The organism is Comamonas sp. A23 (assembly GCF_004522605.1).
Lineage (GTDB): Bacteria > Pseudomonadota > Gammaproteobacteria > Burkholderiales > Burkholderiaceae_C > Comamonas > Comamonas thiooxydans.
The window spans coordinates 891,369-917,510 of record NZ_RSDT01000001.1 but is presented as its reverse complement, the minus strand read 5'-3'; the positions used below and the strand labels follow the sequence as shown (position 1 = coordinate 917,510).

Sequence of the window (26,142 nt, the reverse complement as noted above, 5' to 3'; positions counted from 1 at the left end):
CTAGACGAGCTCGGCAAAGTCAATGGTTGTCGAGTCCTAGCCCCTCCTTCAGGGGCTTTTTGACGACCGTGAATTGCGGTCATGCCAGATCTTGCGCGCTTCCTCCAAGGCCTGCACTGTGTCCACATCGAGCACACAGCCTATGTCATCGCAGTCCCAGCGTTGCAGACGCTGATTCTCCGCCGCATTACGCACGATGGAGGCCGCGCCCTGATCGCCGCTCAGCAGGGCGAGTGCCTGAGCTGCCGCCCGGCTAAAAGCCACTGGATGACCCTTCCGTCCCTGGTAGAAGGGTTGAATCACATGCAGCTCATGGCTATCCAGCCGCATTAGCTGCAAGGCCAACTCGTGTAGCGTAGCGGCCTGAACCAAAGGCAAGTCTGCCGGCAGGATCAGCCAGCCTTTGGCGCCGGCTGTGGCCTTGACGGCCGCCGCAATGCTGTCGCCCATCCCGGGATGAGGCCCGCACTCCAGATGCAAGGGAAGGCCAGAGGCCTGCACTGCAGCCAGAGTAGTTTGCAGAACGGTTTGCTGACCCAGCAAGGCCTGGAGCTTGTGGCTGGAGCCGCCCGATGCGAGAAAGCGCTCTCCCCTGCCTGCAGCGAGAACCAGCACACAAGGCCGGTCCGGATCAACCATGGGAGCGGGCAAAACTTCTTGATTCATATTGCTGTCGAGCATAACGCCGGCTTTGGCTGCGCGGCACAATGTGAACATGAGCAGCCTATCTTCATCCATTGCCGATCTGCGCAAAAGCTATGAACGCGCAGAGCTGAGCGAATCCGCTTCCAACCAGAATCCCCTGCAGCAGTTCGACCAATGGCTGCAGGAAGCCGTGAGAGCCCAGGTGCCCGAGCCCAATGCCATGACTGTGGCGACCGTGGGCGGCGACCTGCGACCCAGCACGCGCATCGTGCTGATCAAAGGCTATGACGAGCGTGGCATTGTCTGGTACACCAACTACGACAGCCGAAAGGGTCAGCAACTGGCGGGCAATCCATTCGCCGCCCTGCAATTTCACTGGGTGGAGCTGGAGCGTGTGGTACGCATCGAAGGCCGTGTGGAAAAAGTCAGCGCCGAGGAAAGCGATGCCTACTTTGCCAGCCGCCCGCTTGACTCCAAGATCGGGGCCTGGGCCAGTCCACAAAGCCAGGTCATCAGTGGCCGCGGCGTGCTGGTGGCCAACGCCGCCAAATACAGCGCGCAGTTTTTACTTAATCCTCCCCGGCCTCCTCATTGGGGAGGTTTCCGTCTTGTGCCCGAGCGTTGGGAGTTCTGGCAGGGGCGCAAGAGCCGGCTGCATGACCGCCTGAGCTACCGCCAGGAAGGTCAGGACTGGATTCGCGAACGGCTGGCGCCCTGAGTTTTGATGGATCCGTCATGAAAATGTGAGGGCGCTGCGACAGAAAGCGCCCTCTTCGCTGATTACTTCAGGCTTGTGATTGAGTGAATGTATTTTTGTTGGTAGTGATAGATATTTCATGTAAGTTACATTAAACTCTTCATATGCAAGACAAAACCATTCCGGATCAGCAGTCTCCAGATCCATCCACACTGCCAACTGGAAGCCAGCTGTTTCGCGACTGGCTCGAGCATGAGGGCAGCAAGAGCTGGGATGCGCTGGACACCTCTCCAGACGGCAATTATGAAAAGGTCTGGCAGGCCTGGTTGATGCATCTGTCCGGGCAGGCACCGATCGCAGACAAGGTGCGCCCTGCCCGCAGGCCGTGCTCTTCAAAGTCCTGGCATCAGGCAAGCGAGCTGGATGTACAGAGCTTCTTGCAGATACGCGATGGACAACGAGCGCACCACCACCCCGAGCGCAAGATCAGTCCGGTCACCCGCCGCCGCTACTGGCGGCTGCTGGAGCGCATCTACGACCATGCGATGGAGCACGGCTGGATCAGCGCCAACCCTGCAACCGGTCTCGAGCCGGCCGAACGACCTCCCTCGGAAGACGGCAAGGGCCATTGCCTGCCCCCCCTGCTCTGGCAGTCACTGCCAAGGCACTTTCCCAGCGCCGACGGTTATCAGGACGCACGCGACCGCGCCATTGTGCTGCTGCTCTACGAGATGGCTCTGGCCCCCGAAGAAGTGCGCAGCCTGCTATGGAAGAACCTGCTTTCAAGCACAAATCAAGTCTGGGTTGGCAGCTCGGAAAGCATTGCGAACGGAGAGTCACCCCTGCCCCGCTACCTGCAGATAGAAGGCGGCAGAAATGCTCAGCAAAGGCTGCTTGAGCTGCCCGACTCCGTGGCTCAGGCCCTGCAAAGCTGGAGAAGATTCAGCGCCGCACAGCGCGGGCCGTCAGTGATTGACGGCAACCATATCGTCTTCTATTCGCGCCGTGGCGGCGAGTTGTCGGTACGCATGCTGTTCCATGTGGCCTCGCAGATCATTCAGCGCGCTCACAATGCCCAGCCCGAGGACAGCCAGAAATTTCCGCTGCAGCGCGTGGGGCCGCAGGTCTTGCGCAACACGGCCATCGTGCAGTGGCTGCGCGCCGGCATCCCCGAATCGGAAGTGATTGCCAGGATCGGCGTGGACAGCACACGTTCCTTGCGCCATCTGCAGCACTATCTATAGCCACGGCATCCGGCCCAGGCCCGGACCGGATGCGACTTGGCTCACCAAGAGCCGGATCAGAAGTCCATTCTCAGACCGACCACCAGATTACGACCCGTCAACGGGGCCGCACTCTTGATGAACGAGGTTGCAGCGTAGGCCAGACGGTTGGTGAGGTTCTGGCCCTTGACATAGAACTGCCACTGGTTGCCACCACTCTTCCAGAGGTAGCTGGCGCCCAGGTTCAGCATGCCGTAGCCCGGTGTCTGGGTTTCGTACTGGGCCGTGCGGTTCTGGCGCAGCACCTGGGTCCATTCAGCCATGGTGTCCCAACCGGCCAGACGCGCATTCACACGCAAGCCGGCACGTAATGCCGGAATGCGTGGCAGCGCAGAGCCGTCTTCCAGACGCGCACGCACGCCATCACCAAACACACTCAGGCTCAACTCGCGACTCAGGCGCTGGCTCAGCTGAGCCTCCCAGCCCGTAAAGCGCGCATTGCCCTGGGTGTATTGCAGCAGTTGTAGCCCTTCGTGGGCATCCAGCGTGGCGCCGTAGATATAGCCCTTGATGCGGTAGTGATAGGCATTGAGCTTCCAGGTCGTATCACCGGCCGTCTTGGCCAGGCCCAGGTCCAGCGCCTGCGAACGCTCGCGCGACAGATTGGGATTGCCGATTTCGTAGGTTGCCGTGGCCATGTGCAGGCCGTTGGCAAACAGCTCTTCGGCCGTGGGCATGCGGCTGCCGCTGGTGAACGAGGCCGATGCGCTATAGCCGGGCTGGAACTTCCAGGCCGTGCCCAGCGACGCCGAAGTGGCGCTGTGGCTGCGGCGCTCGTTGCTCAGCTCGGCCTCCACGCGTTGGCGGTCGTGGCGCAAGGCTCCCTGAAAGCTCCAATCCTGCCAGCGGTATTCCTCCAGCAGATAGAGGCTGTGGCGCTGGGTATCCGTGGGCGGCACATAGGCCTCTTCGCCCGTGGCGCTGAAGCGGCGCTTGAGGGTTTGCAGACCCAGCGTGCCACGCCAGCCGGCAATGGGCTCGTGCTCCATCTCCAGGCGCAGGTCATGGGCCTTGTTCCTGAACTGGGTAGCCACGCTGCCGTCCTCGATCTCGTCGTGGCGGTAATTGGTCAGGCCCCCGCGCAGACGCAGTGCGGCGATGCCGGCTGTGGGCTTGCGCCATTCGCCGCGCAGATCCCAGCGCTCGCTGGTCAGATCGACCACGGGCACACTGCCGCCTTCCTCATGATCATGGTCGTGGTCATGCCCGTCATGGGAGCCGCAATGCAGATGATCGCCATGTGCGTGGCAGCCTTCGAAGCTGTGCTGATGACCGGGCAAGCCGTACCTGGCCTGCTGGCGCGTATAGGCCAGACCCAGATAGCCCTGATTGCCTACCCAGGACAGACCCACGCTGCCCGTGTTGCCGCGGCTGAAGCTGCCCGGAACCTTGCTCTGGCCCCAGCCGCTGCCCACGCGATAGTCTCCCGCGTTGCGCGCCACGCCTTCGGCATGCAGCACCAGCTGGCCGTTATCGTTCTTGAGCGGCGTGGCCGTGGTCAGGGAGAAGGCCCCGGCCGACATGCCTGCAGCCGTGCCGGCCTGCACCTCGGCCGAACCTTCCAGGCCTTTCTCGGGCGCCTGGGTCGGAATCTTGCCGTCCAGCACATTCACCACGCCTCCCATGGCACCAGGGCTGTAAAGCAAGGCCGAAGGGCCGCGCAGCACTTCGATCTGCCGTGCCAGCAAAGGCTCGGTGGTCACCGCATGGTCGGGGCTGACGGTCGATGCGTCGAGCAACTCCGAGCCATCGCTGAGCACGGAGACCCGCGCACCATCCATGCCTCGAATCACGGGGCGGCTGGCTCCCGCACCGAAATGGCTGGCATTGATGCCCGGCTCGGCCGCTAGGGTCTCGCCCAGGGTTGCGGCACGGCGCAGGCGCAGTTCCTCTTCACCGAGGACCTGGACGGGCGTGGCCATATCGCCGGCGGCCATGCCGGTCGCCGACACGGTCACCTCGGCCAGGCTGGACTCCTGCTTGGCCGTATCGGACTGCGCCAAGGCCAGGGGTGAGCAGGCCAGCAGGCCCAGGCCTGTACCCAGAGCCAGCCCGCGCCCTGCCGGCTGCAGCGCTTCGATGGCGCGGGCCAGAGCCGACTTGGAAGAACGGCGCAAGGAATGGGCGGAAGAATTCAAAAAACGTTGAGACATCTCAGTTCCACAAACGACCGTGCGCACGCAGACCATCAAAGAAAGTACGCACGGAAATTCAATAAAATAGCCTTAATCGCTTATGTACAAAGCGCTTACAGCTATCAATTCTGAAGTTTCTGGTGTAGGCAACAAACCATGCCGCAGCATGGCTTCAACCTAGGCCAGGGAGCTGAGAGACAGAGGGGGCGCGCGTGCAGCCAGCGGCGCTGCAATAAAGACGGCTCTGGGCGCGGGAGCAAAAGGCCGGGGGATGAAGCTGTCAGGTGGCGGCGCACTGAAAGCGAGTACGGCCACAGGCCCGGCATAGCCATGATTGGCCTGGTCCAGCAGCTGGCATTCTGCCGGTCCGTGACCGGCAAACAGCGCATGGACCCAGCCCTGATCCGGGGCGCAGCCGCTGTTGTCACTCTGGCAGTCGCCAGCCGCAGCCACAGCCACAGCCGACGAGGTTGGCTGCGCATGGCTGTGCGCCACATAGGACTTTGTCGGGACTGTATTGACCGCGTGAACCGCACGGTGCATCTGGCCAAGCGTCGGGCCCAGCACCATGGCCAGGGCCAGCAGGCCCATCAGCCAGCGCATCACCCAGATTTCACGCAGGCTGGCGCAACCGCCAGCGGATGCTGGACGGCTGTTTCTGCGTAGATGGGAGTGATGTGACACGTTCAGGAGCAAATGCGGTCTCGGGCGAAACGGCTGCAGCAAAGCTGCCGGGGGTTGCAGAGTGTATCTGCACTCCAGGCCATACGCTGAAAGCCTAGCTTAATCCTTGAGCCAGCGCGAGAACGCTTTCTGGAATTTCTGCACCTTGGGGCCCACCACAAAAGCGCAATAACCCTGGCCCGGGTGCTGCAGGAAATAGTCCTGGTGATAGTCTTCGGCGGGCCAGTAGTTGGTCAGGGGCTCGATCTGGGTGACCATGGGAGCATCGAACGCTTTTTCGTTCTGCATTTCCTGCAGCAATGCCTGTGCCTCGGCCGTTTGCTGCGCATTGGTGGTGAAGATCGCGCTGCGGTACTGCGTGCCCACGTCGTTGCCCTGGCGGTTCAGCGTGGTCGGGTCATGCGTGCCGAAGAAGATCAGCAGCACATCGCGCAAGCTGATGACCGCAGGGTCGAAGTCGAGCTTCACCACCTCGGCATGGCCGGTCTGTCCGGTACAGATATCGTCGTAGCTGGGATGGTCCAGGTGGCCATTGGCATAGCCGCTCTCCACATCGACAATGCCGCGCACACGGTCGAAGACGGCTTCCGTGCACCAGAAACAACCAGCACCTAAAACGATGGTTTCAAGCCTGCTAAGTTGTTGATTTTCCTTGTCTTTTTTCATTTGGGTTGTTTCCTAAAATTTGACAAAACAGCAGAAAAATGGTATAAATTTGGCAGAAATTTGTCAAAGATTCCCACCTGTTCCTGGGCTTTGACCCTGACCCAAGGAGTTAACGGATGTCTGCACTGCCTCGTGGAATAACACAGATTTACTGGAAAAACAAGACTAAAAGCAAAGAAAAACAAGTCAAGTTTCGCGTGCGTATCAATAGGAAAGTCAACGGCGCACAAGTCAAAGTAGATGAGTTGTGCGACACATTAGAACAAGCTAAAGACTTACTTGCCACCTATCAATCAAACATAGGCAGACAGACACTAAACAAGATTGATTTTGAGCAAAATGAGAAAGCAAAAAAGATTGCCGATTTGCTTTCTAGTCCGCCAATTTCGTTCTATATCAAGCAGTATATTGCTGAAAATATACCAGAAATTATTGATAGCGATTTAAAGCGCCGTAATCGTGTTAGTAAGCTGTCTTTTTTCAAGACGATTGAAAATACAGCCATTGTAGATAGGCATAATGATATAGCAATGCCTTTATTGAATGCTGGTGGCTTGCTGTCTCAAATGGCTCAAAAAACACTAGCTAATAGTGAAAAGAAACGATTTGGCGATTTTAAGCCAGAGCAAATAACATACATTGAGATTAATGACTATATCAAAACTCGTTTAGCAACGCCTGCCAAAACGAGATACGGACAAAATATGGACCGTAATGTTTCTAAAATCTCTGTATCTCGTGAGCTTTCATTTATCAAAAAGCTGTTTGATAACTTGAAACACCAAGAGCATAAATTTAAGGGTATTACCAACCCTGTCGCTGAGTACGATAAAGACTTGTTGAAAAACAGAGAAACAAAAAACACGTACAGATTAAGCGATACAGACAAAGAGATTTTATTCAAGGCTTTGGATGATTACCCAAACCCTGAAATGAAACAGATATGCCTGCTGTCATATTATTGTGGTTTTCGTCGCAGTGAAATTGTCCCATTGCTATGGGAACAGGTTCATTTAGACGACAACTATATACAGCTTTATCAAACAAAAACAGGTAGTCCTCGTAAAGTAATTATTACAAAGCAAGCTCGTGAAATTTTGGAGAGTATTCAAAAAAGAGAGAATGACCCTCGTCTTTTTACTTATAGCTTGTTAGGTTTTTCTGGTTCAGTAGATAAATTTCTGGAACGAATTGGACTAAAACAGAAAGGCTTTCATTTCCATTTTTTCCGTCGTGAGGCGATTTCAAATCTCGTTTTCAATATCGGACAAATTACAGGAATGGACGGTACTAATTTCTCAATTCTCATTAGTGAGCTTTTAGGCATTGAAAGTGTCCGTAATCTTGAAAAGCATTTGACAGATATGGCGCCTATTTCACTTAACGATCAATCAGGCATTATGAAATCCGTTGGTCATAACAATAAGCAAACGACCAAAAGATATAGTCCTATTAAATTGCCTAAAAAGTGATTTAATTGTTCTTTATCATTTATCTATTCATTTGTTGTCATTATTTATCTTTAACCTATTCACTCACTATCATTGTTTATCACAGACTATCACCAAGCATTCATTCATCATTCATTCAATATCATTTATTCATTCTTTTTCTCTCTCTTGTTTTTTCAAAGCACTAATCACTGAAAGTTGTTTCATAGTGCTTTGAAACCGTTGCCGTATATGGCTTTAACCCTGCAACATAGCGACTGAAATAAATTTCAGTCGTTTTTGATTTGCTGGGTCCTGCCAAAGCAGGACTATGGAACCAGGGCGCGCCTGGTTCGCTGTTAGGAGACACAGACGAGCTGGTCCCATTGCCTACGGTCCAGAATGCGATTTGAGCCACTTTTTTGAGTGTGCCAATGGGTAGGTAGCACGAGGACAAGAAAGTCGCTCAAAAACGATTTAAAGCTGTTTGCTATGCGTGTATCACGATAGTGAAAGCTGGACCAGCTCGTCTGTGTCCTATAACAACGAAAGCCACTTTTTAAGTGGCTTTTTTATTTTGGTGGAAATTTTCGCGCCGTGCCTTTTTTATTTCACTATCGTGAAATCTCTACGAGTTCTATTCTGCTTTGATGATGATTAGTCTAATTCTAAATAATATGTATTATTCTCGCAAAATGTCAGACATTCTTTATCAAACATACAAAAAAGGGTTCAATGACATATCGTAAAGCCTTGATTTAAAAGGCTTAAAAGGGTTCAATGAGTTTATCATCAGGTTCATTGAGTGGGTTCAAGAACATATCGCAAAGCCTTTTAATTCAAGGCTTAAAAGGGTTCAGTCAAAGGGTTCAGTGAGTTTTATACAGCTTGACTTTTTATTGCTTTGCTTATATATGGCAATAAAAAAGCACCCGTAGGTGCTTAAACATTAAAATCAAATGGGTCAAAATTCTCAGGCTCTTTTTCAATGTATTTATGCTCTTTAACTAATGCTTTTTTCATTTCAACATTAGGCTGTGTTGCAAGCATTTTGGGAAAAACAGCAAAAAAGGCTTGTTTTCTATTCAAATTTGTTTGGAAATTGAATAGCTGTGGGTTAGTATCAACATAAAGCAACAAAGCATTAATGTTGTTTATTTGTGGTATTTTTGGCATTTCAAGTATTTGCAGAACCAAAGGGCTTGTATTAAATATGCGAATAAAGCCTAGATCTGCAAGTTGCTCTAAATAACTTGTTATGTGCCCTTTGTTTATTCCAAGTTCCTTTGCCAAACCTGTTTTTGTTATTTCGCTATGGACTCCGACAAGACCATTAATGTAAGTTGCTTTACAAGCAAGGTAAGAAATGATTTGGAATAAGACAGATTTTGGTCTGCTTGTTAATATGAGTTCATTAAAAACTCGTTTATTGAGTGAAAAATAATTTAACTGTTTTTCGTCTTTTTGATTGACAATATCATTTTTAATGATTATATTTGTAGTCATAGATACCTCTTTATTTGTTTATGTAGTGATAATCATTAAAACAGGTAATCTTAAAAAATCAAGCCCATTATAAAATAATGGGCTTTTTTATCGTCAAAGCAAAGCAAAGATTTTCAGTACAAAAGCAAAGAAAAATGATTTATCACATAAGCAAAATTTGACATTAAGCACAAAGCAAAGAAAATTGTCCTTGAAAAAGGACACCGTTACTTTAACTTGTTTCAAGTTAATAGTAACGGAGGCGTAAGCTAGAGTTAATGATTAGAACTGCAAAACAGAATAAATCAACAGATTATAAAACTGAAATGAAAAACTTAATCAAAAGCAAAACAGAATAAAAGCATTAACTGTCAAATAATTTTGATTTGGCGACGTGTAGCAAAATCAAAATTATTTGAGAGTTAAACAGCACTTTTTGAGTAAGAGCAATTTAATAGAGATAACAAATTAAAAAGAAAAAGCAAGAATGGGCGGAAAAAACCAATAATTTAAAGGGCTGAAAGCCCATTTAGAAAAAACTTTTTCGATTTGTTCTTTTATATCCTTTTCTCTCGCATTTATCGCTCAAAAATAACAGAAACATGAAAAAGCATGCAAAAGCACGACAAAACATGAAATAACATTCAAAAGCATGAGAAAGCATATTTATGGACGGATGTTGGCAGTGTTGATTTAGATTAACAACAACTGATAACAGAGCGATGCTATTCGTTGCTGAAAGGCATTCGTTGTGTATTGAACGATGCTCAAAGCAACTTTTCTGGCAACTCATACGACTACTGCGCTAGTCGTGAGCTTGCGAGGTAGTGGCTAATAATCTAGTTTTGTAGTTCTGTCAAGAGCTAAAATTCATGCAAATTTGGCAGAAATTTGGCAAATGATTTTTGGCAAAACTCTAACCTATTGATTTAATTGTATTTTTTTGACTGTATTGCTTTAGTACACCAGAAGCAACCTCCGCCCAGATAAATGGTTTCCGCTGCCATCACCGGCTCCTCGTTTTTAAGACGCGTCAAGCGTAGCTCAAATCAACTACCCATTTTCACCAATGACAGCGATTGCGGCCCCGCTATGCTGCAGGGCGCCCACTACACTGCTTGCTGCTTTGCAATACAAGCCGTGTCCGGCGCACCTACCATGTGGCGCATAGAACAGAAGAAACCTGCCTCAGAGGGATACACACCATGAAGCGTTCCGGCCGCTGGGCCTTGAGTCTGGCCCTGATCGGCTTGCTGGCCATCACAGGCTGGCGCGCAGCCGTCAATCTGCAGCATAAGAAGCAGGCCGTGGTCAACGGCTCGGCGCCGCTGGAGCTGCCCATACAACTGGCTGCCCAGGAGGTTCTGACGGTCCAGCCCCTTCAGCTTGCCTTGAGCGTTCCGCTCAACGGTGTGGTGCAGGCGGTGAACTCGGCCGTGGTCAAGGCCTATGTCGCGGGCGAACTGCGCGGCCTGACGGTGCGTGAAGGCGATAGCGTCAGCAAGGGCCAGCAGTTGGCTCGCGTTGATGCCACGGAGGCCGAGGCACGCTGGCGCCAGGCGACGCAGCAGGCCGATGCCTCCAGAGCCCAGTTGGTGATTGCCCAGCGCAACCAGGACAACAATGCGGCCCTGGTGCAAAAAGGCTTTATCTCCACCACGGCACTGCAGACCTCGCAGGCCAACCTGGATTCGGCCCGCGCCAATCTGGCTGCCGCCCAGGCCGCCGCCGATGCGGCCCGCAAGTCCGTCACCGACGCCGTCATCACCAGCCCCATGAGCGGGCAGATCGCCCAGCGCTTTGTCCAGAACGGCGAGCGCGTTGGTGTGGAAGCGCGCATCGTCGAAGTCGTCGATCCAGACAAGCTGGAAATCATGGCCCAGCTCGCTCCCGCAGATTCGGTACAGGTTCAGGTCGGCCAGATGGCCGAGCTGCAAGTGCCCGGTGCCCCCCAGGACATGACGGCCATCAGAGCCAAGGTGGTGCGCATCAATCCCAGCGCCCAGACCGGCTCGCGCACTGTGGCGGCCTATCTGGCAGTGCAAAAGGACGAAGCCGCCAAAAACAATAGCAGTCAACGCATTCCACAGTTACGCCCCGGGCTGTTCCTGCAGGGAAGCATACTGACCGGCAACGCCAGCCAGCTAGCCGTGCCTCTGGCCTCCGTGCGCACCGACAAGCCCCTGCCCTATGTGCAAGTGCTGCAAGCGGGCAAGCCGGCCGTGGCCGCAATCGCACCGGAGCGTGCACAGGAAATCTCCAACCGCACAGAGCTTCGCGTGATCCACAAGACCGTGGAGCTGGGACGCCAGTCCGCCCATGAAGGCGCAACCTGGGTTCAGGTCCTCAAGGGCCTGAATGCGGGCGACCGGATACTGGCTGGCAGCACCGGCGGCCTGCGCGAAGGCACGCTGGTCGAAGAATCGGCCGAGCCAGTCAGCAGCGGGAGCCGATAAATGTGGTTCACGCGCATCAGCCTGAAAAACCCGGTGCTGGCCACCATGCTCATGCTGGCCTTTGTGGTGCTGGGCGTTTTTTCCTACCAGCGGCTCAAGGTCGACCAGTTCCCGAACATCGAATTTCCCGTGGTGGTGGTCACGGTCGAGTATCCAGGAGCCTCGCCGGAGATCGTTGAGAGCGAGGTCACCAAGAAGATCGAGGAAGCCGTCAACTCGGTCGCGGGCATCAATGCCCTGACCTCGCGCAGCTACGAAGGCACTAGCGTCGTCATCATCGAGTTCCAGCTGCATATAGACGGCCGCCGCGCTGCCGACGATGTGCGCGAGAAGGTCGCCTCGGTGCGCCCCACTCTGCGTGACGAGGTCAAGGAACCGCGTGTCATCCGTTTCGACCCGGCCAGCACGGCGGTGTGGTCGCTGGCCGTGCTGCCAGACCCCCATGCCCTGCACGGCAAGACCGCAGCCAATGGCCAGAGCGTGACGCCGCCCGACGCGATTGCGCTGACGAGCTGGGCCGACCAGGTGCTGAAAAAGCGGCTGGAGAACGTGCGCGGCGTGGGCGCAGTGAACATGGTCGGAGCCACCAAGCGCGAGATCAATGTCTATCTGGACCCACGGGCGCTTGAGGCCTATGCCATCACCCCCGAGCAGGTTGCCCAGGCGGTGCGTGCCGAGAACCAGGATCTGCCTGTGGGGGCGATCCGCTCCAAGGCCCAGGAACGCGTGGTGCAGATCGATGCCCGCATCCAGCGCCCCGAGGAATTCGCCCGCATCATCGTGGCCTACCGCAATGGCGCTCCGATCCGCGTCGGCCAGTTGGCCCGCGTGCAGGACGATGCGCAGGAGCTGCAGACCCTGGCGCTGTACAACGGCAGCCGCACTCTGCTGATGTCCGTGCAAAAGGCCCAGGACGAGAACACCATCGAGGTGGTCGACGGCCTGAACGCGGCGATCAAGGCCATCGCCCCCGAGCTGCCGCCCGGCGTGCGCCTGCAGGCGATTGCCGACAACTCGCGCGCCATCCGCGTGGGTGTGGACAATGTGCGCCAGACGCTGATCGAGGGTGCCTTGCTCACGGTGCTCATCGTTTTTCTGTTTCTGAACTCCTGGCGCTCCACGGTAATCACGGGGTTGACGCTGCCGATTGCCTTGATCGGTACCTTCCTCTTCATGCACTGGTTCGGCTTTTCCATCAATATGGTCACGCTGATGGCACTCTCGCTGTGTGTGGGTTTGCTGATCGACGATGCCATCGTGGTGCGCGAGAACATCGTGCGCCATGTGCAGATGGGCAAGAACGCCTATCAGGCAGCCATGGAAGGCACGCAGGAGATCGGGCTGGCCGTGCTCGCCACCACGCTTTCCATCGTCGCCGTATTTCTGCCCATAGGCTTTATGGGCGGCATCATCGGCAAGTTCTTCCATGAGTTCGGCATCACCATCGTGGCGGCCGTGCTGATCTCCATGTTCGTCAGCTTCACGCTGGACCCCATGCTTTCCAGCGTCTGGCATGACCCGGCAATCCACGCCCATGGCGAACATGGCAGCAAAAGCCTGTACGACCGCACGCTGGGGCGCGTGACGGCCTGGGTGGAGCGTATGAGCGATCGGCTCTCGGACTTCTATCAGGGCATACTGCGCTGGTCACTGGCTCACAAGCTGCTCACCCTGGCGCTGGCCTTCATTATTTTCATAGCAAGCATCGCTCTTGTACCCTTGCTCGGCACCGAATTTGTGCCAAAGGCGGACTTCTCGGAAACTTCGATCAGCTTCAACACCCCCGAGGGCTCCTCGATCGAAGCCACCGAAATCAAGGCCAGGCAGGTGACGGACATATTGCGCGCCTTGCCCGAGGTGCGCTACACGCTGACCACCATCAACACCGGCAATGCCAACGGCAAGAACTACGCCAATATCTATGTGCGCCTGGTTGACCGCCACCAGCGCAGCCGCAATGTGGACGAGATTTCGGCCTATCTGCGCCCCAGGCTGCAGGCGATTGCAGGCATCAAGCTCACCCATGTAGGCCTGCGCGAGGCCGTGGGCGGGCAAAAGCAGGTCGAGTTCTCGCTCATGGGCCCGGATCTGGACGAACTGGGCCGCCTGAGCCAGATCGTGCAGGAGCGCATAGCCGACATCCCGGGCCTGGTCGATCTGGACTCCAGCCTCAAGCCCAACAAGCCCATGGTCAATATCGAGGTCCATCGCGATGCCGCGGCCGATCTGGGCCTGTCGATAGGCAATATGGCCGGCGCGCTGCGCACCTGGGTGGCCGGCCAGACCGTGGGCAACTGGCGGGCCAGCGACGACCAGACCTATGACGTGAACGTGCGGCTCGAGCCCGAGGCCCGCACCACGCCGCAGGACCTGGAGCGCCTGCCGTTTGCACTGGCGACCGGAGATGGCGGCATGCGCATCGTGCGCCTCAACCAGGTTGCCAGCGTGGTGGACAGCACCGGCCCCAGCCAGATCAACCGCCGCAACCTCAACCGCGAAGTCGCCATCAACGCCAATGTCTATCTGCGCAGCACGGGCGAGGTCACAGCCGATATCAAGCAGGCGCTGGCCACCATTCCCATGCCGCCCGGCTACAGCTACCAGTTCAGCGGCGCGGCAAAGAACATGGCCGAATCCTTTGGCTACGCGATTTCCGCGCTGATGCTGGCCATCATCTTCATCTACATGATTCTGGCCAGCCAGTTCAAGAGCTTTCTCCAGCCCCTGGCACTCATGACCTCGCTGCCCCTGACGCTGATCGGTGTGGTGCTGGCCCTGATGATGTTCGGCTCGGCCCTGTCCATGTTTTCCATCATCGGCGTGGTCATGCTCATGGGTCTGGTGACAAAGAACGCCATTCTTCTGGTGGACTTTGCCATCCGCGCCCGCGAGCCCCGTACCAACGAGGCCAGCGGCCAGACCGAGCCGGGCCTGCCGCGCAACGAAGCGCTGCTGCTGGCGGCCCGGGTGCGCCTGCGCCCGATTCTGATGACCACGCTGGCCATGATCTTCGGCATGGTGCCGCTGGCCTTTGCGGTCACCGAGGGCTCCGAGCAGCGCGCCCCCATGGGTCAGGCCGTGATCGGTGGCGTCATCACTTCCTCGCTGCTGACCCTGGTCGTGGTGCCTGTGGTGTACTGCTATCTCGATGATTTCGCCAACTGGATGCGCCGTAAATGGTCCGGCGCGCACTCAAAAAGCGCTGAGCCGCCGCACGAAGCCTCCGAGGCTCGTAGAATCGATGGTTTGTCCTGATAAGTCTTTCCCCGGAGATACCATGGCCCTGCCAATGAATGCCCAAGTGGACCCGCGCGATGTGCACGCGCAGGCTCGTTTCAACATGATCGAACAGCAAATCCGCCCCTGGAACGTGCTGGACGAGTCCGTGCTGGAGCTGATGGGCAAGGTCCACCGTGAAGACTATGTGTCGCCTGAATACGCGAACATGGCCTATATGGACATTGAAGTCCCCCTGAAGGGCACGGCCGAAGAAGCTGCCGCCAAAGGCTGGCACATGCTGGCACCCAAGATCGAAGCGCGCATGCTGCAAGACGTAAAGATCAAGCCCACCGACCGCGTGCTCGAGATCGGCACCGGTTCAGGCTATATGGCAGCCCTGCTGGCCGCCCAGGCCAAGGAAGTCGTGACGCTGGAGATCGACCCCGAGCTGGCCGAAATGGCCCGTGAGAATCTGCTCAGCGCCGGCGTCAAGAATGTCGAAGTCAAACTGGCCAACGGTGCCACCGCGTCCCTGGCTCAGGGCGCGTTCGACGTGATCGTGCTCAGCGGCTCGGTGGCCCAGGTTCCCGATGCCCTTTACGCCCAGCTCAACGAAGGCGGCCGCATTGCCGCCATCGTCGGTCACATGCCCGTGATGCGCTTCACGCTGGTGACCAAGAACGGCAACAATTTCGAAGTCCAGCAACCCTGGGATACCGCTGCCACCCGCCTCGTGGGTTTTGAAGAGCCTTCGCGCTTCTCGTTCTAAACGCTTGTTGCGTTCGCCCTGCTTGCTGCGCTGCGACTCGGCGGTGCAGCAAGCAGGGCCTGTCTTTCAGTGTCAGGGCCGGCCCGCAGATTCGACGGCCGGCCACCAGGAGTTTTTATGTTGACCCAGGTCTTGCCCGCCCAGTTCCAGCAATGGCTGGCTTCTCATGCCGCGAATGGCGTCAAGCCCGTGGTGCTGGATGTGCGCGAACCCTGGGAAGTCACCCTGGCCAGCATTCAGCCCGGTGAGGGCTTCGAGTTGCGCTGCATTCCCATGCACGACATCCCCGGCCGTCTGCAGGAGCTGGACCCAGACCACCCCGTCGCCTGCCTGTGCCACCATGGCGCACGCAGCATGAGCGTGGCTGCGTTTTTGCTCAACAACGGCTTTGAGGACGTCAGCAATATCACCGGCGGCATTGACGCCTGGTCGCTCAGCGCCGACCCGGGCGTTCCCCGTTATTGAAAGATTGCCGGGCCTATTGCTCGGACAATCCAGAGCTTTGTTGAGTTTCCGTTGTGATCGAGACCGCCCAACCCTGACATCTATGACCAAGCTGCCCAGGCCCCTGCAAGCCCCCTCCGCCCACGCGCTGCGTGCCATTTCCTTGGGAGTTTTGCTGGCATGGGCCGGCGCTCAGACACAGGCCCAGACTTTGTCGGAGCTGGTGGCTCAGGCCCGCGGCTATGACGCTTCATGGCAGGCTCAGCAAGCCGATGCGAGAGCTGCGGCCAGCCGCGCCGATCAGGCCCTGTCCGGGCTGCTGCCCAACGTGGGTCTGACGGCGGGAGCCAACCGCACCCATGTCGACATTCACACCTCGGTGCCCGTGCCCGGCATGGCCAGCAGCTTCAACAACACGCAGCAGAACGTGCAGCTCAGCGCCCAGCAGCCGCTGTATCGCCCCGCCAACAAGATTGCCTACGAGCAGGGGCAGCGCGGCGTGGATGTGGCCCAGGCTCAGCTGGATGCAGCCGCACAAAACCTGATCGTGCGTGTGGCCCAGGCCTATTTCGATGTGCTGGCAGCCCAGGACAGCGTTCAGGTCGCCCAGTCGCAAAAGCAGGCCATCAGCACCCAGCTCGAGATGGCCAAGCGCAATTTCGAAGTCGGCACGGCCACCATCACCGACTCGCGCGAAGCCCAGTCCCGCTTTGACCTGGTCACAGCCCAGGAAATCGCCGCGCAAAACGATCTGCAGGTCAAGCGCGTGGCCCTGGATCAGCTCGTGGGCCGCGTCGGCATTCAGCCCACGCCGCTGGCCGCGCCGCTGACCCTGCCCAGGGTGGAGCCCGTCAATATGCAAGACTGGGTGGACAAGGCCCTGGCCGCCCAGCCCCAGTTACGCCAGGCCCAGCTGGCCCTGGACATTGCCAGGCTGGACACGCAGAAGGCCGAGGCCGGCCACAAGCCCACCGTGGACCTGCAGGCCGGTTATGTGGTCAACCGCTATCCCAACGGCTCCATGACTCCATCCATTCCCCTGAGCTATCGCACCAACGCTGCCCAGATCGGCGTGGTCATGAACATGCCGCTGTTTGCGGGCTTTGCGGTGCAGAACCGCATCCGGGAGACCGTGGCGCTGGAGGAAAAAGCCAGCGCCCAGCTCGACGATGCCCGCCGCAACGTGGAGCAGGCCACGCGCACCGCCTTCCTCGGCGTGCAGTCCGGCCAGGCTCAGGTCAAGGCGCTGGAAGCGGCTCTCGCCTCCAGCCAGAGTGCGCTGGAGGCCAACAAAATGGGTTATGAGGTGGGCGTGCGCATCAATATCGATGTGCTCAATGCCCAGAGTCAGGTCTACCAGACCGAGCGCGATCTGGCCAATGCGCGCTATCAGGTGCTGCTAGGCCAGCTCAAGCTGCGCCAGGCCGCAGGCGTGCTCAGCGACGATGATCTGCGCATGATCGACGCACTGACACGCACGCCCGGCATTGCCCCGGCTGCGGCAACAAGGCCAGCCGTTACAGGCAGCATGGCTGCTGCACGGCCTGCGGCCAGAACGCTCAAGCGCTAAGACCGGTCGAGAGACAGATTTCAGGGTTCGATATCATATCGACCTAAAACCCTTGCCCACAGGGCGCTATATGCTCCTGATCAAGGAGCATTCATCAACGCTTGAATCGCCTCGGCCGTGGCCGCGGCCGCACCGCGATTGCCCTGCACCATCTGTCTGCAGCTTTGTACGGCGGCCTGCAGACGGTCGGGCCTGGCCACCAGATCCAGAGCCTGGCCCAAGCCCGCTCCCATATCCTGCACGCCCAGGGCTGCGCCGGCTTGCAGTGCCTGCTCGGAGGCCTGGCTGAAATTGAAGGTATGCGGCCCCAGTATCACGGGACAATCGCAGGCCAGCGCCTCGATGAGGTTCTGCCCGCCCAGCGGCGCAAAGCTCCCGCCCATCAGGGCCGCCGCTGCCAGGCCGTAATACAGGGGCATCTCGCCCAGCGAATCGCCAAGCCAGATCGCGCCGGACTGCAGAGGAGGCATCTGCCCCCACTGGCTACGCCGAGAAACAGCAAAGCCCGCTTTGCCCAGCAAGCTTTCCACCTCGTCAAAGCGCTGAGGATGACGCGGAACGACCAGCCATTGCGCCGCCGTTGCAGCATCGCCCAGGGCCTTGAGCGCATCGATGAACATCGCTTCCTCGCCCTCGCGGCTGCTGGCAAACAGCAGCACGGGGCGCGCCAACGCAGTGCGCCATTGCCCGGCCCGGGCGATCTGGGCGGCATCAGGCTGCACATCGAATTTGAGATTGCCCAGCACCGCATCCACGTGGGCGCCTACATTGCGCAGGCGCTTGGCATCGGCCTCGGTCTGCGCCCAGACAGCAGCCAATGCGGCGTATGCAGGGCGAGACAGAGGCCTGACTCTAAGAGCACCAGCTTCGGATTTCTCGTTCAGACGAGCATTGGCCAGGGCCAGAGGAATGCCTGTGTTGGCACAAGCCGCAATCAGATTCGGCCAAATCTCGGTTTCCATCAGCACGCCCACAACAGGCTGGAACTGCGCAACGAAACGCCTGGTGGCGCCCAGGGAGTCCCAGGGCAGCCAGACCTGCACATCGCCCGGGAGCAACAGCTTTGCGCCCTCCTCCCGGCCAGTCGCTGTGCTGTGCGTCAGCAGCAGACGCATGGCCGGCATGCGCTCGCGCAAGGCCTTAATCAGAATGGCGGCAGCCCGGGTCTCGCCCAGCGACACCGAATGAATCCACACCCATCGGCCGCGTCCATCGCGCCCCAGATCTGCAGGCTGATAATGGCCAAAGCGTTCAGGCACGGCCACGCCGTAGCCCGGCTCAGCCAGCGCTCTGCGCCGCAGCTTGCGCCGCAGCAGCGGCTGCACCGCCCAGGCCAGCGCACTGAACAGCGCACGGGCAAAGCTCATGGGAGCCGGTTTGGCCATGCTTGAGCGCTGCTTCGCTCAGTGCGCAGAAGCGCCCACCTGGGCGTCAGGCTTGACGCGTTTGAGCAAGGCCAGCATCTGCGCTTCGATGCGCTGCAAGGCTTGCTGTGTGTGGCCTTCAAAGCGCAGCACCAGCACCGGCGTGGTGTTGCTGGCACGGATCAGGCCGAAGCCGTCGGCCCAGTCCACGCGCAGGCCGTCAATGGTGCTGACCTGGGCAGGTTCGGCAAACTCCGTGGCAGCGAGCGCCTGCAGCTCGGCCGCCAGACGATGGGGCTCGCCTTCGGCACAGGCCACATTGAGTTCGGGCGTGGAGAAGCTGGTGGGCAATGCGTTGAGCACTGCGCTGGGGTCGGTTTCGCGGCTGACGATTTCGAGCAGACGGCAGCCGGCGTAGGTGCCATCGTCAAAGCCGTACCAGCGCTCCTTGAAAAAGATATGGCCACTCATCTCGCCGCCCAGCGGCGCGCCCAGCTCCTTCATGCGAGCTTTGACCAGCGAATGGCCGGTCTTGTACATCACGGCCTTGCCGCCTGCAGCTTCGATCTCGGGGGCCAGACGCTGGGTGCACTTGACGTCGAACACGATGGAGCCGCCAGGCACACGCGAAAGCACATCCTTGGCGAACAGCATCATCTGACGGTCGGGGAAGATGTTCTGACCGTCCTTGGTCACAATGCCCAGACGGTCGCCGTCACCGTCAAAGGCCAGACCCAGCTCGGCATCGCTGGTCTGCAGGGCCTGGATCACATCGCGCAGGTTCTCGGGCTTGCTGGGGTCTGGATGATGATTGGGGAAGTTTCCGTCGACTTCAGAGAACAGCTCAATCACCTCGCAGCCCAGCTGACGGAAGATGGCGGGCGCCGACGCACCGGCCACACCGTTACCGCAGTCCACCACGATCTTCATGGGCCGCGCCAGCTTCACGTCGCCCACGATGCGGGCGGTGTAATCGGCCAGCACATCGGCGCGGCTGATCGTTCCGGCACCGGTAATCGTCCAGTCCTCGGTTTCCATGCGCGCGCGCAGGGCCTGGATTTCCTCGCCATAAATGGCGCGGCCTGCCAGCACCATCTTGAAGCCGTTGTAATCCTTGGGGTTGTGGCTGCCCGTCACCTGAATGCCGCTGGTGCACAAGGTCGCGGCCGCAAAGTACAGCATGGGCGTGGTGGCCAGGCCGATGTCGATCACATTCACGCCCACATCGGTCAGGCCCTGCATCAATGCCTCCGACAGCGCGGGACCCGACAGACGTCCATCACGGCCCACCGCTACGGTTTTTTCGCCGGCTACCAGCGCTGCCATACCGAATGCGCGGCCTATGCCACGGGCGACTTCTTCAGTCAGTGTCGACGGCACGATGCCGCGAATGTCATAGGCCTTGAAGATGGAGGATGCAATTTGCACAACAGCTCTTTCTCGAAGTTTTTCAATTCCATAGCGCCAGGCGGCGGACTGCGCGGCGCGATCGGGCGATTTTAGGCTGCAAACAGCAAGGCCTGCGCCTTGATGGTCGCAGGCCTTGTATTCAAATGTCCCCTGAGTCGCTTCGAGTCTTCCCTGAGGGGACGACGGAATTTGCTGCAGGATGGGCCTTGCCTGGACTGTGGTGATTTTGAGGGCCATCACCGCAGGCTACGGCTTGCTGAAGTTACAAGCGTTGCTGGACCTGAGCCAGGGCCGCAGGATCCTCCATGGTGCTCAGATCACCAGGGTCACGACCTTCGGCCACGGCCTGCAGGGCCCGGCGCAGCAGCTTGCCGCTGCGCGTCTTGGGCAGAGCCGTGACGAAGATCACACGAGACGGACGCGCAACCGCACCCAGACGCGAGTCGACCAGCTTCATCACATCGGCTTCGAGGGCCTTGCTGGAGACCTCATCTGCCACCAAGGCTGCATCGCGCACCACGGCAAAGGCCAGCGCAGCCTGGCCCTTGAGATTGTCGGCGACGCCAACCACGGCCACTTCGGCAATCTGGGCATGGGCAGAGATGCTCTCCTCGATCTCGCGCGTGCCCAGGCGATGGCCCGCCACATTGATCACATCGTCGGTACGGCCAAGAATGAAGTAGTAGCCGTCCTCGTCACGGATGCCCCAGTCGAAGGTGCTGTAGATCAGCCGACCCGGAATGCTCTTCCAGTAAGTGTTGACAAAGCGGTTGTCGTCACGCCAGACCGTCTGCATGCAACCGGGCGGCAGCGGACCTTCAATCGCCAGCACGCCCTTCTGATTCGCCTGAGTCAACTCCTCGCCGCTGGCGTCATCGATGAGCTTGACGTTGTAACCGTAGACCGCCCGGCCCGGACTGCCAAAACGCGTGGCCTGCTTTTGCACGCCGTTGCACAGCGTCATGATGGGCCAGCCGGTCTCAGTCTGCCAGTAGTTGTCGATGATGGGCTTGTTGATGGCCTGGCTGATCCAGGCCGCAGTGGGCTCGTCAAGCGGCTCGCCAGCCAGCCACAGGGCCTTGAGGCTGGAGATGTCGTAGCGCTTGAGGTAATCCGCATCATGCTTTTTGAGCACGCGAATCGCCGTCGGCGCCGAGAACATGTGCGTGACCTTGTATTTCTCGACAATGCTCCACCAGATGCCGGCATCGGGGTTGACTGGCAGGCCCTCATACATCACCGTAGCCATGCCCGCAATCAACGGCGCATAGATGATGTAGCTATGACCCACGACCCAGCCGATGTCGCTGGTGCAGAAGAAGGTCTGTCCGGCCTGGGCATCGAAGATATGCGGCATGCTGGCCGCCAGCGCCACGGTATAGCCGCCCGTATCGCGCTGCACGCCCTTGGGCTTGCCTGTGGTGCCGCTGGTATAGAGGGTGTAGCTGGGATGGGTTGACTCCACCCAGACGCAATCCACCCGTGCATTCATGTGCCGGGCGCGCAAGGCCGACCAGTCATGGTCGCGACCTGCCTTCATGGGCATTTCGGCCAGCCCGCGGTTGACCATCAGCACGGCAGCGGGCTGGTGGCTGGATTGCCTGAGCGCTTCATCCAGCAAAGGCTTGTAAGCCACGACACGGCCGCCACGCGAGCCCGCATCGGCGCTGATGATGACCTTGGGTTCGGCATCATCGATGCGCGACGCCAGCGCGCCCGAGGCAAAGCCGCCGAACACCACGGAGTGAATGGCGCCCAGACGCACGCAGGCCAGCATGGCAAAGCAGGCCTCGGCAACCATGGGCATATAGATCTGCACGCGGTCGCCTTTTTGCACACCCAGCGACTGCAACACGGCGGCCATGCGGTTGACTTCCGCATGCAGCTCACGGTAGCTGTAGACCTTCTCGGTCTGGGTTTCGGTGGAAATGGCGATCAACGCGTTCTGATCGCCGCGCTCTGCCAGATGGCGGTCAATGGCGTTATGACAAAGATTCGTTGTGCCGCCCACAAACCATTTGGCGAATGGCGGGTTGCTGTAGTCACAGATCTGCTGCGGCTTCTGCTGCCAATCGATCAGGCCGGCCTGCTCCGCCCAGAAGCCGTCGCGGTCATGAATGGAACGCTGATAAAAATCTTCGAAACGCGTGGTCATGAATATGTCTCCTTGACTCTCCGTCTTCTGCAGAGAGTTTTCTGAATTCATAATTATTCATAACGCGCTTGCCAAAAACTGACAACACTTGACTATCGCATCAACGCCGCATCAGAGCACCGGCCCAAGCACGTTCAGTTCCTGGGTCCTCCTTGAAACCATCTTCTAGGAATTCGTGTCCGCCGTGCCATGAGGTATGACATAGTGCTCCTGACTCCCCGGTGGACACCCCATGGAGAACATCTGCAAGCTAGGCAGCGATTCCTGGGATCTGAGCGCCACTGGATCGGAATGTGGCGATCAGCGCGCAGCCAAAAGAAAAAGCGCCCAGAAGGCGCTTATTTCCTGAATAGCTGCAAGCGATTACTTGACCAGAGCCAGCATCTCCTTGAAGGCAGGGTCTTCGCAGGTGCGCAGCCACTCGAACATCACCATCTCGGTGGTCACCAGTTCGGCGCCGGCGCCCGCCAAACGGTCAAACGCTGCATCGCGGTTACGCTCGGTGCGCGAGCCGCAAGCATCCGTCACCACCCACACATCGAACTCGTCTTCCAGCAGCTCCAGCGCCGTCTGCAACAGACAGACATGGGTTTCGCAGCCGGCAATCACCACCATATTGCGCTCGGGCGCCTGCTGCTGGGGCTTTTGCAGATGCTTGGGCAGGCTGCGCGCATTGCCGCCCTGCGGCTTGGCAGGAGGACGCAGCCATTCACCCAGCCCCTCCGGCACGGCGCTGAAATACATTTTCTCCAGCGTCTTCTGGCACAGCGCCTTCAGTTCCGCATTATTGGCGCCAAGGCGCGAGGGGTTCTGCTCAGTTCCCCAGACAGGCACATCCAGCAGCTGCGCCATCTTGGCCAGCTTGACGGCATTGGCCAGCGCTTGCGCGCCTTCGTGAATGACGGGCATCAGCTTGTCCTGGTAGTCCACCAGAACCAGTTGCGACTCGGAAGCTTCTAACAACATGGCAAATCTTTCTTAAAACCGTGTCAAGCCACTGCTAAAAAGCGCAGCGCTCGCGCAGGACAGACGCACGGCGCGCTGAGGAAGCGTGTCGCATCGGCTGCAATCGATGGCGCTATTGTCGCTGCAAGCGCATGTCGGGGCAGAAAGTCTGCCAATGCAACGCCTTTCGCATGTCAATACCATGAATTGGCGCATTCCCGACCCGCATTCACCAGAATGGGGAAATTACGTACTGCAATACGCTGCAAATTTGAGAGCACCTCACGCAATAAGCTTATGCCCGCAGCTCACTTGCTGTGCCGCATCAAAAACCAAGAGAAAAAATTGGAAATAGAGCCCCCATCCTACAAATGAACGTGTTACCCTCACGCCCCATGTCCCGATGGATTATTGCACTTCTATTTGTCGGCGTTACCTCAGCGCACGCAGCGCCTAGCGAGCAGCGTGACGACGACATGGCCCAGTTGCTGGTCAACCGCGGCCTCATCACCCAGTTGCGTGAAGCTCGACACTCCGTGGCCGAGAAGACGACTGATTTCGTGCGCGAAGCACGTCAGAACGTGGCCGAAAAAACCTCCGATCTGGTGGTGACGGCCATGGGCTTCCTTGGGGTTCCCTATCGCCTGGGCGGCACCAATGCAGAAACCGGCTTCGACTGCAGCGGTTTTGTGCGGGCCATCTACTCCCAGACCATGGGCAAGGTTCTGCCTCGCGTCTCTGCCGAACAGGCCAATGCCACTCAGCAAATTGACCGCAGCGACCTCAAGCCCGGTGATCTGGTGTTCTTCAACACCATGCGCCGCACATTCAGCCATGTGGGTATCTACGTGGGTGATGGCAAATTCATCCATGCACCGCGCACCGGTGCCAGCGTACGTGTGGAAAGCATGCAGACCTCCTACTGGGCTCGCCGCTTTGACGGCGCCCGCCGCGTCGAAGGTGCTGACGCTTCGGCAACCACGGCTGCTGCATATAGCGCCCTGGGTCCGTTGCAGCCTTGATTTTGAATCAGAGCTCGACCAAAACGCCTGCTTTCTGCAGGCGTTTTTGTTTTTTCCTTGAGCTCTGATGTAGCCCATGCCGCCGCATGTTTTCATGCAAGAACCACGCTCGCGCCGACATTCAGAATCGTCCGACAGAGTCGATCTGCCGGGCCGCGTAGAGTCACTTTCGTCAAAGCACCAACAGGGAACAAAATATGTCCATCATCGGAACCATCATCGTCGGTCTTATCGTCGGTTTGATTGCGCGGGCCATCAAGCCCGGCAATGACAGCATGGGCTGGATCATGACGATTCTTCTCGGTATCGTCGGCTCGTTTGTAGCAACCTATCTGGGCTCGGCCATGGGCTGGTACCAGCCCGGGCAAACCGCAGGCTGGATCGCATCGGTCATTGGGGCCGTGATTCTTTTGTTTATTTATGGCATGGTGCGCGGTAAGGCCAACTGAATCTGAATTCCGACCAAAAGGGGCCGACAAGCCCCTTTTTCTATTTCCGTCATCTCCTTATCGAATATGTGGAAAAAAGACCCGAGCTTCAGAAACCTTAGTGCGACCAGAGCGGAGCGCAAAGACATTGCCCAAGCCGCTGAAAGGGCCCGCAAACTACTGAGAAGACGGGCACTCGTCAGCGCTGCCGCCAGTGCCATTCCCATACCCGGTCTGGACTGGGCTGCAGATGCAGCCCTGCTCGCACAGCTCTATCCACGCATCAACCAGGAGTTCGGATTGACGCCAGAGCAACTCGACCAACTCACGCCAGGAAAGCGCGAGCAAGTCCAGAAAGCCATCGCCATGGTTGGCTCCGTGCTGATCGGCAAGTTCATCACCCGCGACATGGTGCTGCGCCTCGGCAAAGCCATGGGTTTGCGCATGAGCACCAAGCAGGCCGCCAGATATGTGCCGCTACTGGGCCAGCTCGCAGCTGCATCCATAGGCTACGCGACTCTGCGCTATCTGGGCGAGCGCCATATTCAGGACTGTATGCGGGTGGTGGAAGAAGCCGAGCTGGACATTCCTGGCCGCTGGCTGGACACCCGAAATCTGCTGCAACGCAATAGCGATCTGGTGCGCAATTGGCAGCAGGATCGCGGTCCCTGGCAGCGAGATCGTGATGACTGAGACAGCAACCTCCTCGCCGACAATGCACCTATGAACGACAGCAGCCTCCAAGCCCATCGTTACTGGCTCATGAAGAACGAGCCCGACGAGTACTCCATCGACCATGCTCTGGCGTCCCCCGAGCAGACCATTGCCTGGAATGGCGTGCGCAATTACCAGGCACGCAATTTCATGCGTGACGACATGCAGGCGGGTGACGGCGTGCTGTACTGGCATTCCAGTTGCGCCGAACCTGGGATTTACGGCATTGCCCGCATTGCCGGCAATCTGCGCGTGGACCCTTCCCAGTTCGACCCTGCGGACCCCTATTACGACCCCAAGTCCCAGAACGACAAACCGCGCTGGCTTATGCTGGATGTGCAGGCCTTGAAAAAGATCCGCCCCCTGCTGATGCCAGAGCTACGCGAGCAACCTCAACTGGCGCAGATGCGCGTGCTGCAAAAAGGCAATCGTCTCTCCATTACCCCAGTGACCGAAGCCGAATGGCAATGCATTCAGTCTCTACTGCAAGGGAGTTGAGGCTGAGCATGTGTATGCTCTTCTAGTCATAGCAAGCTGTGCCGATACCGCCTTGAACTTAATGCGATTTTCATCATAAGCAACCTCGGCAGTAACAAAAGCCGATAATGCCGGCTTTTCGCT

21 protein-coding genes are annotated in these 26,142 nt (G+C 57.7%); 12 read left to right on the top strand and 9 right to left on the bottom strand.

Going from position 1 to position 26,142, the window contains the following annotated elements:
• Positions 1-48: 48 nt before the first annotated feature.
• Entirely contained in the window at positions 49-681 is a 633-nt protein-coding gene (locus EIC84_RS04200) for an NTP transferase domain-containing protein (protein ID WP_050789021.1), read from the bottom strand.
• A gap of 34 nt (positions 682-715) precedes the next feature.
• Here EIC84_RS04200 and pdxH point away from each other — a divergent pair, with 34 nt between their 5' ends.
• The gene (gene pdxH, locus EIC84_RS04195; RefSeq protein WP_003070825.1) at positions 716-1,363 is read left to right on the top strand and encodes a pyridoxamine 5'-phosphate oxidase; all 648 of its coding nucleotides are present in this window, start codon (positions 716-718) and stop codon (positions 1,361-1,363) included.
• Between the two features lie 143 nt (positions 1,364-1,506).
• Positions 1,507-2,586 carry a site-specific integrase gene (locus tag EIC84_RS04190; RefSeq protein WP_003070823.1) on the top strand — a complete coding sequence of 360 codons (1,080 nt, stop codon included), beginning with the start codon at positions 1,507-1,509 and terminating at the stop codon, positions 2,584-2,586.
• A 56-nt stretch (positions 2,587-2,642) separates the two neighbouring features.
• Here the strand turns inward: EIC84_RS04190 and EIC84_RS04185 are convergent, their stop codons facing one another.
• From EIC84_RS04185 to msrA, 3 genes are all read right to left on the bottom strand, one after another.
• Positions 2,643-4,778, bottom strand: coding sequence for a TonB-dependent receptor domain-containing protein (locus EIC84_RS04185; RefSeq protein WP_134737299.1), 2,136 nt, complete (start codon positions 4,776-4,778; stop codon positions 2,643-2,645).
• 159 nt (positions 4,779-4,937) lie between these two features.
• Positions 4,938-5,363 carry a hypothetical protein gene (locus EIC84_RS04180; RefSeq protein ID WP_004340928.1) on the bottom strand — a complete coding sequence of 142 codons (426 nt, stop codon included), beginning with the start codon at positions 5,361-5,363 and terminating at the stop codon, positions 4,938-4,940.
• A gap of 180 nt (positions 5,364-5,543) precedes the next feature.
• Positions 5,544-6,110 carry a peptide-methionine (S)-S-oxide reductase MsrA gene (gene msrA / locus EIC84_RS04175; RefSeq protein WP_004340927.1) on the bottom strand — a complete coding sequence of 189 codons (567 nt, stop codon included), beginning with the start codon at positions 6,108-6,110 and terminating at the stop codon, positions 5,544-5,546.
• A 116-nt stretch (positions 6,111-6,226) separates the two neighbouring features.
• On the opposite strand from msrA, the gene EIC84_RS04170 reads away from it, so the two are divergent.
• The gene (locus tag EIC84_RS04170) at positions 6,227-7,582 is read left to right on the top strand and encodes a site-specific integrase (protein ID WP_004340926.1); all 1,356 of its coding nucleotides are present in this window, start codon (positions 6,227-6,229) and stop codon (positions 7,580-7,582) included.
• A gap of 900 nt (positions 7,583-8,482) precedes the next feature.
• Here EIC84_RS04170 and EIC84_RS04165 read toward each other — a convergent pair.
• On the bottom strand, positions 8,483-9,046 hold the full coding sequence (locus EIC84_RS04165) for a hypothetical protein (protein WP_131361352.1): 564 nt from the start codon (positions 9,044-9,046) through the stop codon (positions 8,483-8,485).
• A gap of 1,184 nt (positions 9,047-10,230) precedes the next feature.
• Between EIC84_RS04165 and EIC84_RS04160 the strand changes: the two genes are divergently transcribed.
• The 5 genes from EIC84_RS04160 to EIC84_RS04140 all read left to right on the top strand — a co-directional run bounded on the left by EIC84_RS04160 (position 10,231) and on the right by EIC84_RS04140 (position 17,483).
• Positions 10,231-11,481, top strand: coding sequence for an efflux RND transporter periplasmic adaptor subunit (locus EIC84_RS04160; protein ID WP_004340922.1), 1,251 nt, complete (start codon positions 10,231-10,233; stop codon positions 11,479-11,481).
• The gene (locus tag EIC84_RS04155) at positions 11,482-14,736 is read left to right on the top strand and encodes an efflux RND transporter permease subunit (protein ID WP_004340919.1); all 3,255 of its coding nucleotides are present in this window, start codon (positions 11,482-11,484) and stop codon (positions 14,734-14,736) included.
• A 22-nt stretch (positions 14,737-14,758) separates the two neighbouring features.
• On the top strand, positions 14,759-15,469 hold the full coding sequence (locus tag EIC84_RS04150) for a protein-L-isoaspartate O-methyltransferase (protein WP_004340917.1): 711 nt from the start codon (positions 14,759-14,761) through the stop codon (positions 15,467-15,469).
• 117 nt (positions 15,470-15,586) lie between these two features.
• On the top strand, positions 15,587-15,934 hold the full coding sequence (locus EIC84_RS04145; protein ID WP_003079187.1) for a rhodanese-like domain-containing protein: 348 nt from the start codon (positions 15,587-15,589) through the stop codon (positions 15,932-15,934).
• An 82-nt stretch (positions 15,935-16,016) separates the two neighbouring features.
• Positions 16,017-17,483 (top strand): TolC family outer membrane protein, encoded by a 1,467-nt coding sequence (locus EIC84_RS04140; protein WP_004340912.1) that lies wholly within the window; start codon positions 16,017-16,019, stop codon positions 17,481-17,483.
• Positions 17,484-17,563: 80 nt separating this feature from the next.
• Here EIC84_RS04140 and EIC84_RS04135 read toward each other — a convergent pair whose 3' ends face one another.
• The 4 genes from EIC84_RS04135 to EIC84_RS04120 all read right to left on the bottom strand — a co-directional run bounded on the left by EIC84_RS04135 (position 17,564) and on the right by EIC84_RS04120 (position 23,378).
• Positions 17,564-18,868, bottom strand: a complete 1,305-nt coding sequence (locus tag EIC84_RS04135; RefSeq protein ID WP_004340909.1) for a 3-deoxy-D-manno-octulosonic acid transferase — start codon at positions 18,866-18,868, stop codon at positions 17,564-17,566.
• A gap of 18 nt (positions 18,869-18,886) precedes the next feature.
• On the bottom strand, positions 18,887-20,275 hold the full coding sequence (locus EIC84_RS04130; protein ID WP_004340907.1) for a phosphomannomutase/phosphoglucomutase: 1,389 nt from the start codon (positions 20,273-20,275) through the stop codon (positions 18,887-18,889).
• Positions 20,276-20,519: 244 nt separating this feature from the next.
• Positions 20,520-22,412, bottom strand: coding sequence for a propionate--CoA ligase (locus EIC84_RS04125; RefSeq protein WP_004340905.1), 1,893 nt, complete (start codon positions 22,410-22,412; stop codon positions 20,520-20,522).
• Between the two features lie 363 nt (positions 22,413-22,775).
• On the bottom strand, positions 22,776-23,378 hold the full coding sequence (locus EIC84_RS04120) for an isochorismatase family protein (protein ID WP_004340903.1): 603 nt from the start codon (positions 23,376-23,378) through the stop codon (positions 22,776-22,778).
• A gap of 374 nt (positions 23,379-23,752) precedes the next feature.
• Here EIC84_RS04120 and EIC84_RS04115 point away from each other — a divergent pair, with 374 nt between their 5' ends.
• From EIC84_RS04115 to EIC84_RS04100, 4 genes are all read left to right on the top strand, one after another.
• Entirely contained in the window at positions 23,753-24,379 is a 627-nt protein-coding gene (locus EIC84_RS04115) for a C40 family peptidase (protein ID WP_034362542.1), read from the top strand.
• A 197-nt stretch (positions 24,380-24,576) separates the two neighbouring features.
• A complete protein-coding gene (locus EIC84_RS04110) occupies positions 24,577-24,828 on the top strand; it encodes a GlsB/YeaQ/YmgE family stress response membrane protein (protein ID WP_003079200.1) in 252 nt (83 codons plus the stop codon).
• Positions 24,829-24,894: 66 nt separating this feature from the next.
• Positions 24,895-25,500: a hypothetical protein gene (locus tag EIC84_RS04105; RefSeq protein ID WP_034362540.1), complete on the top strand. Its 606-nt coding sequence runs from the start codon at positions 24,895-24,897 to the stop codon at positions 25,498-25,500.
• 30 nt (positions 25,501-25,530) lie between these two features.
• A complete protein-coding gene (locus EIC84_RS04100) occupies positions 25,531-26,019 on the top strand; it encodes an EVE domain-containing protein (protein WP_004340897.1) in 489 nt (162 codons plus the stop codon).
• The last annotated feature ends 123 nt before the right edge of the window (positions 26,020-26,142 follow it).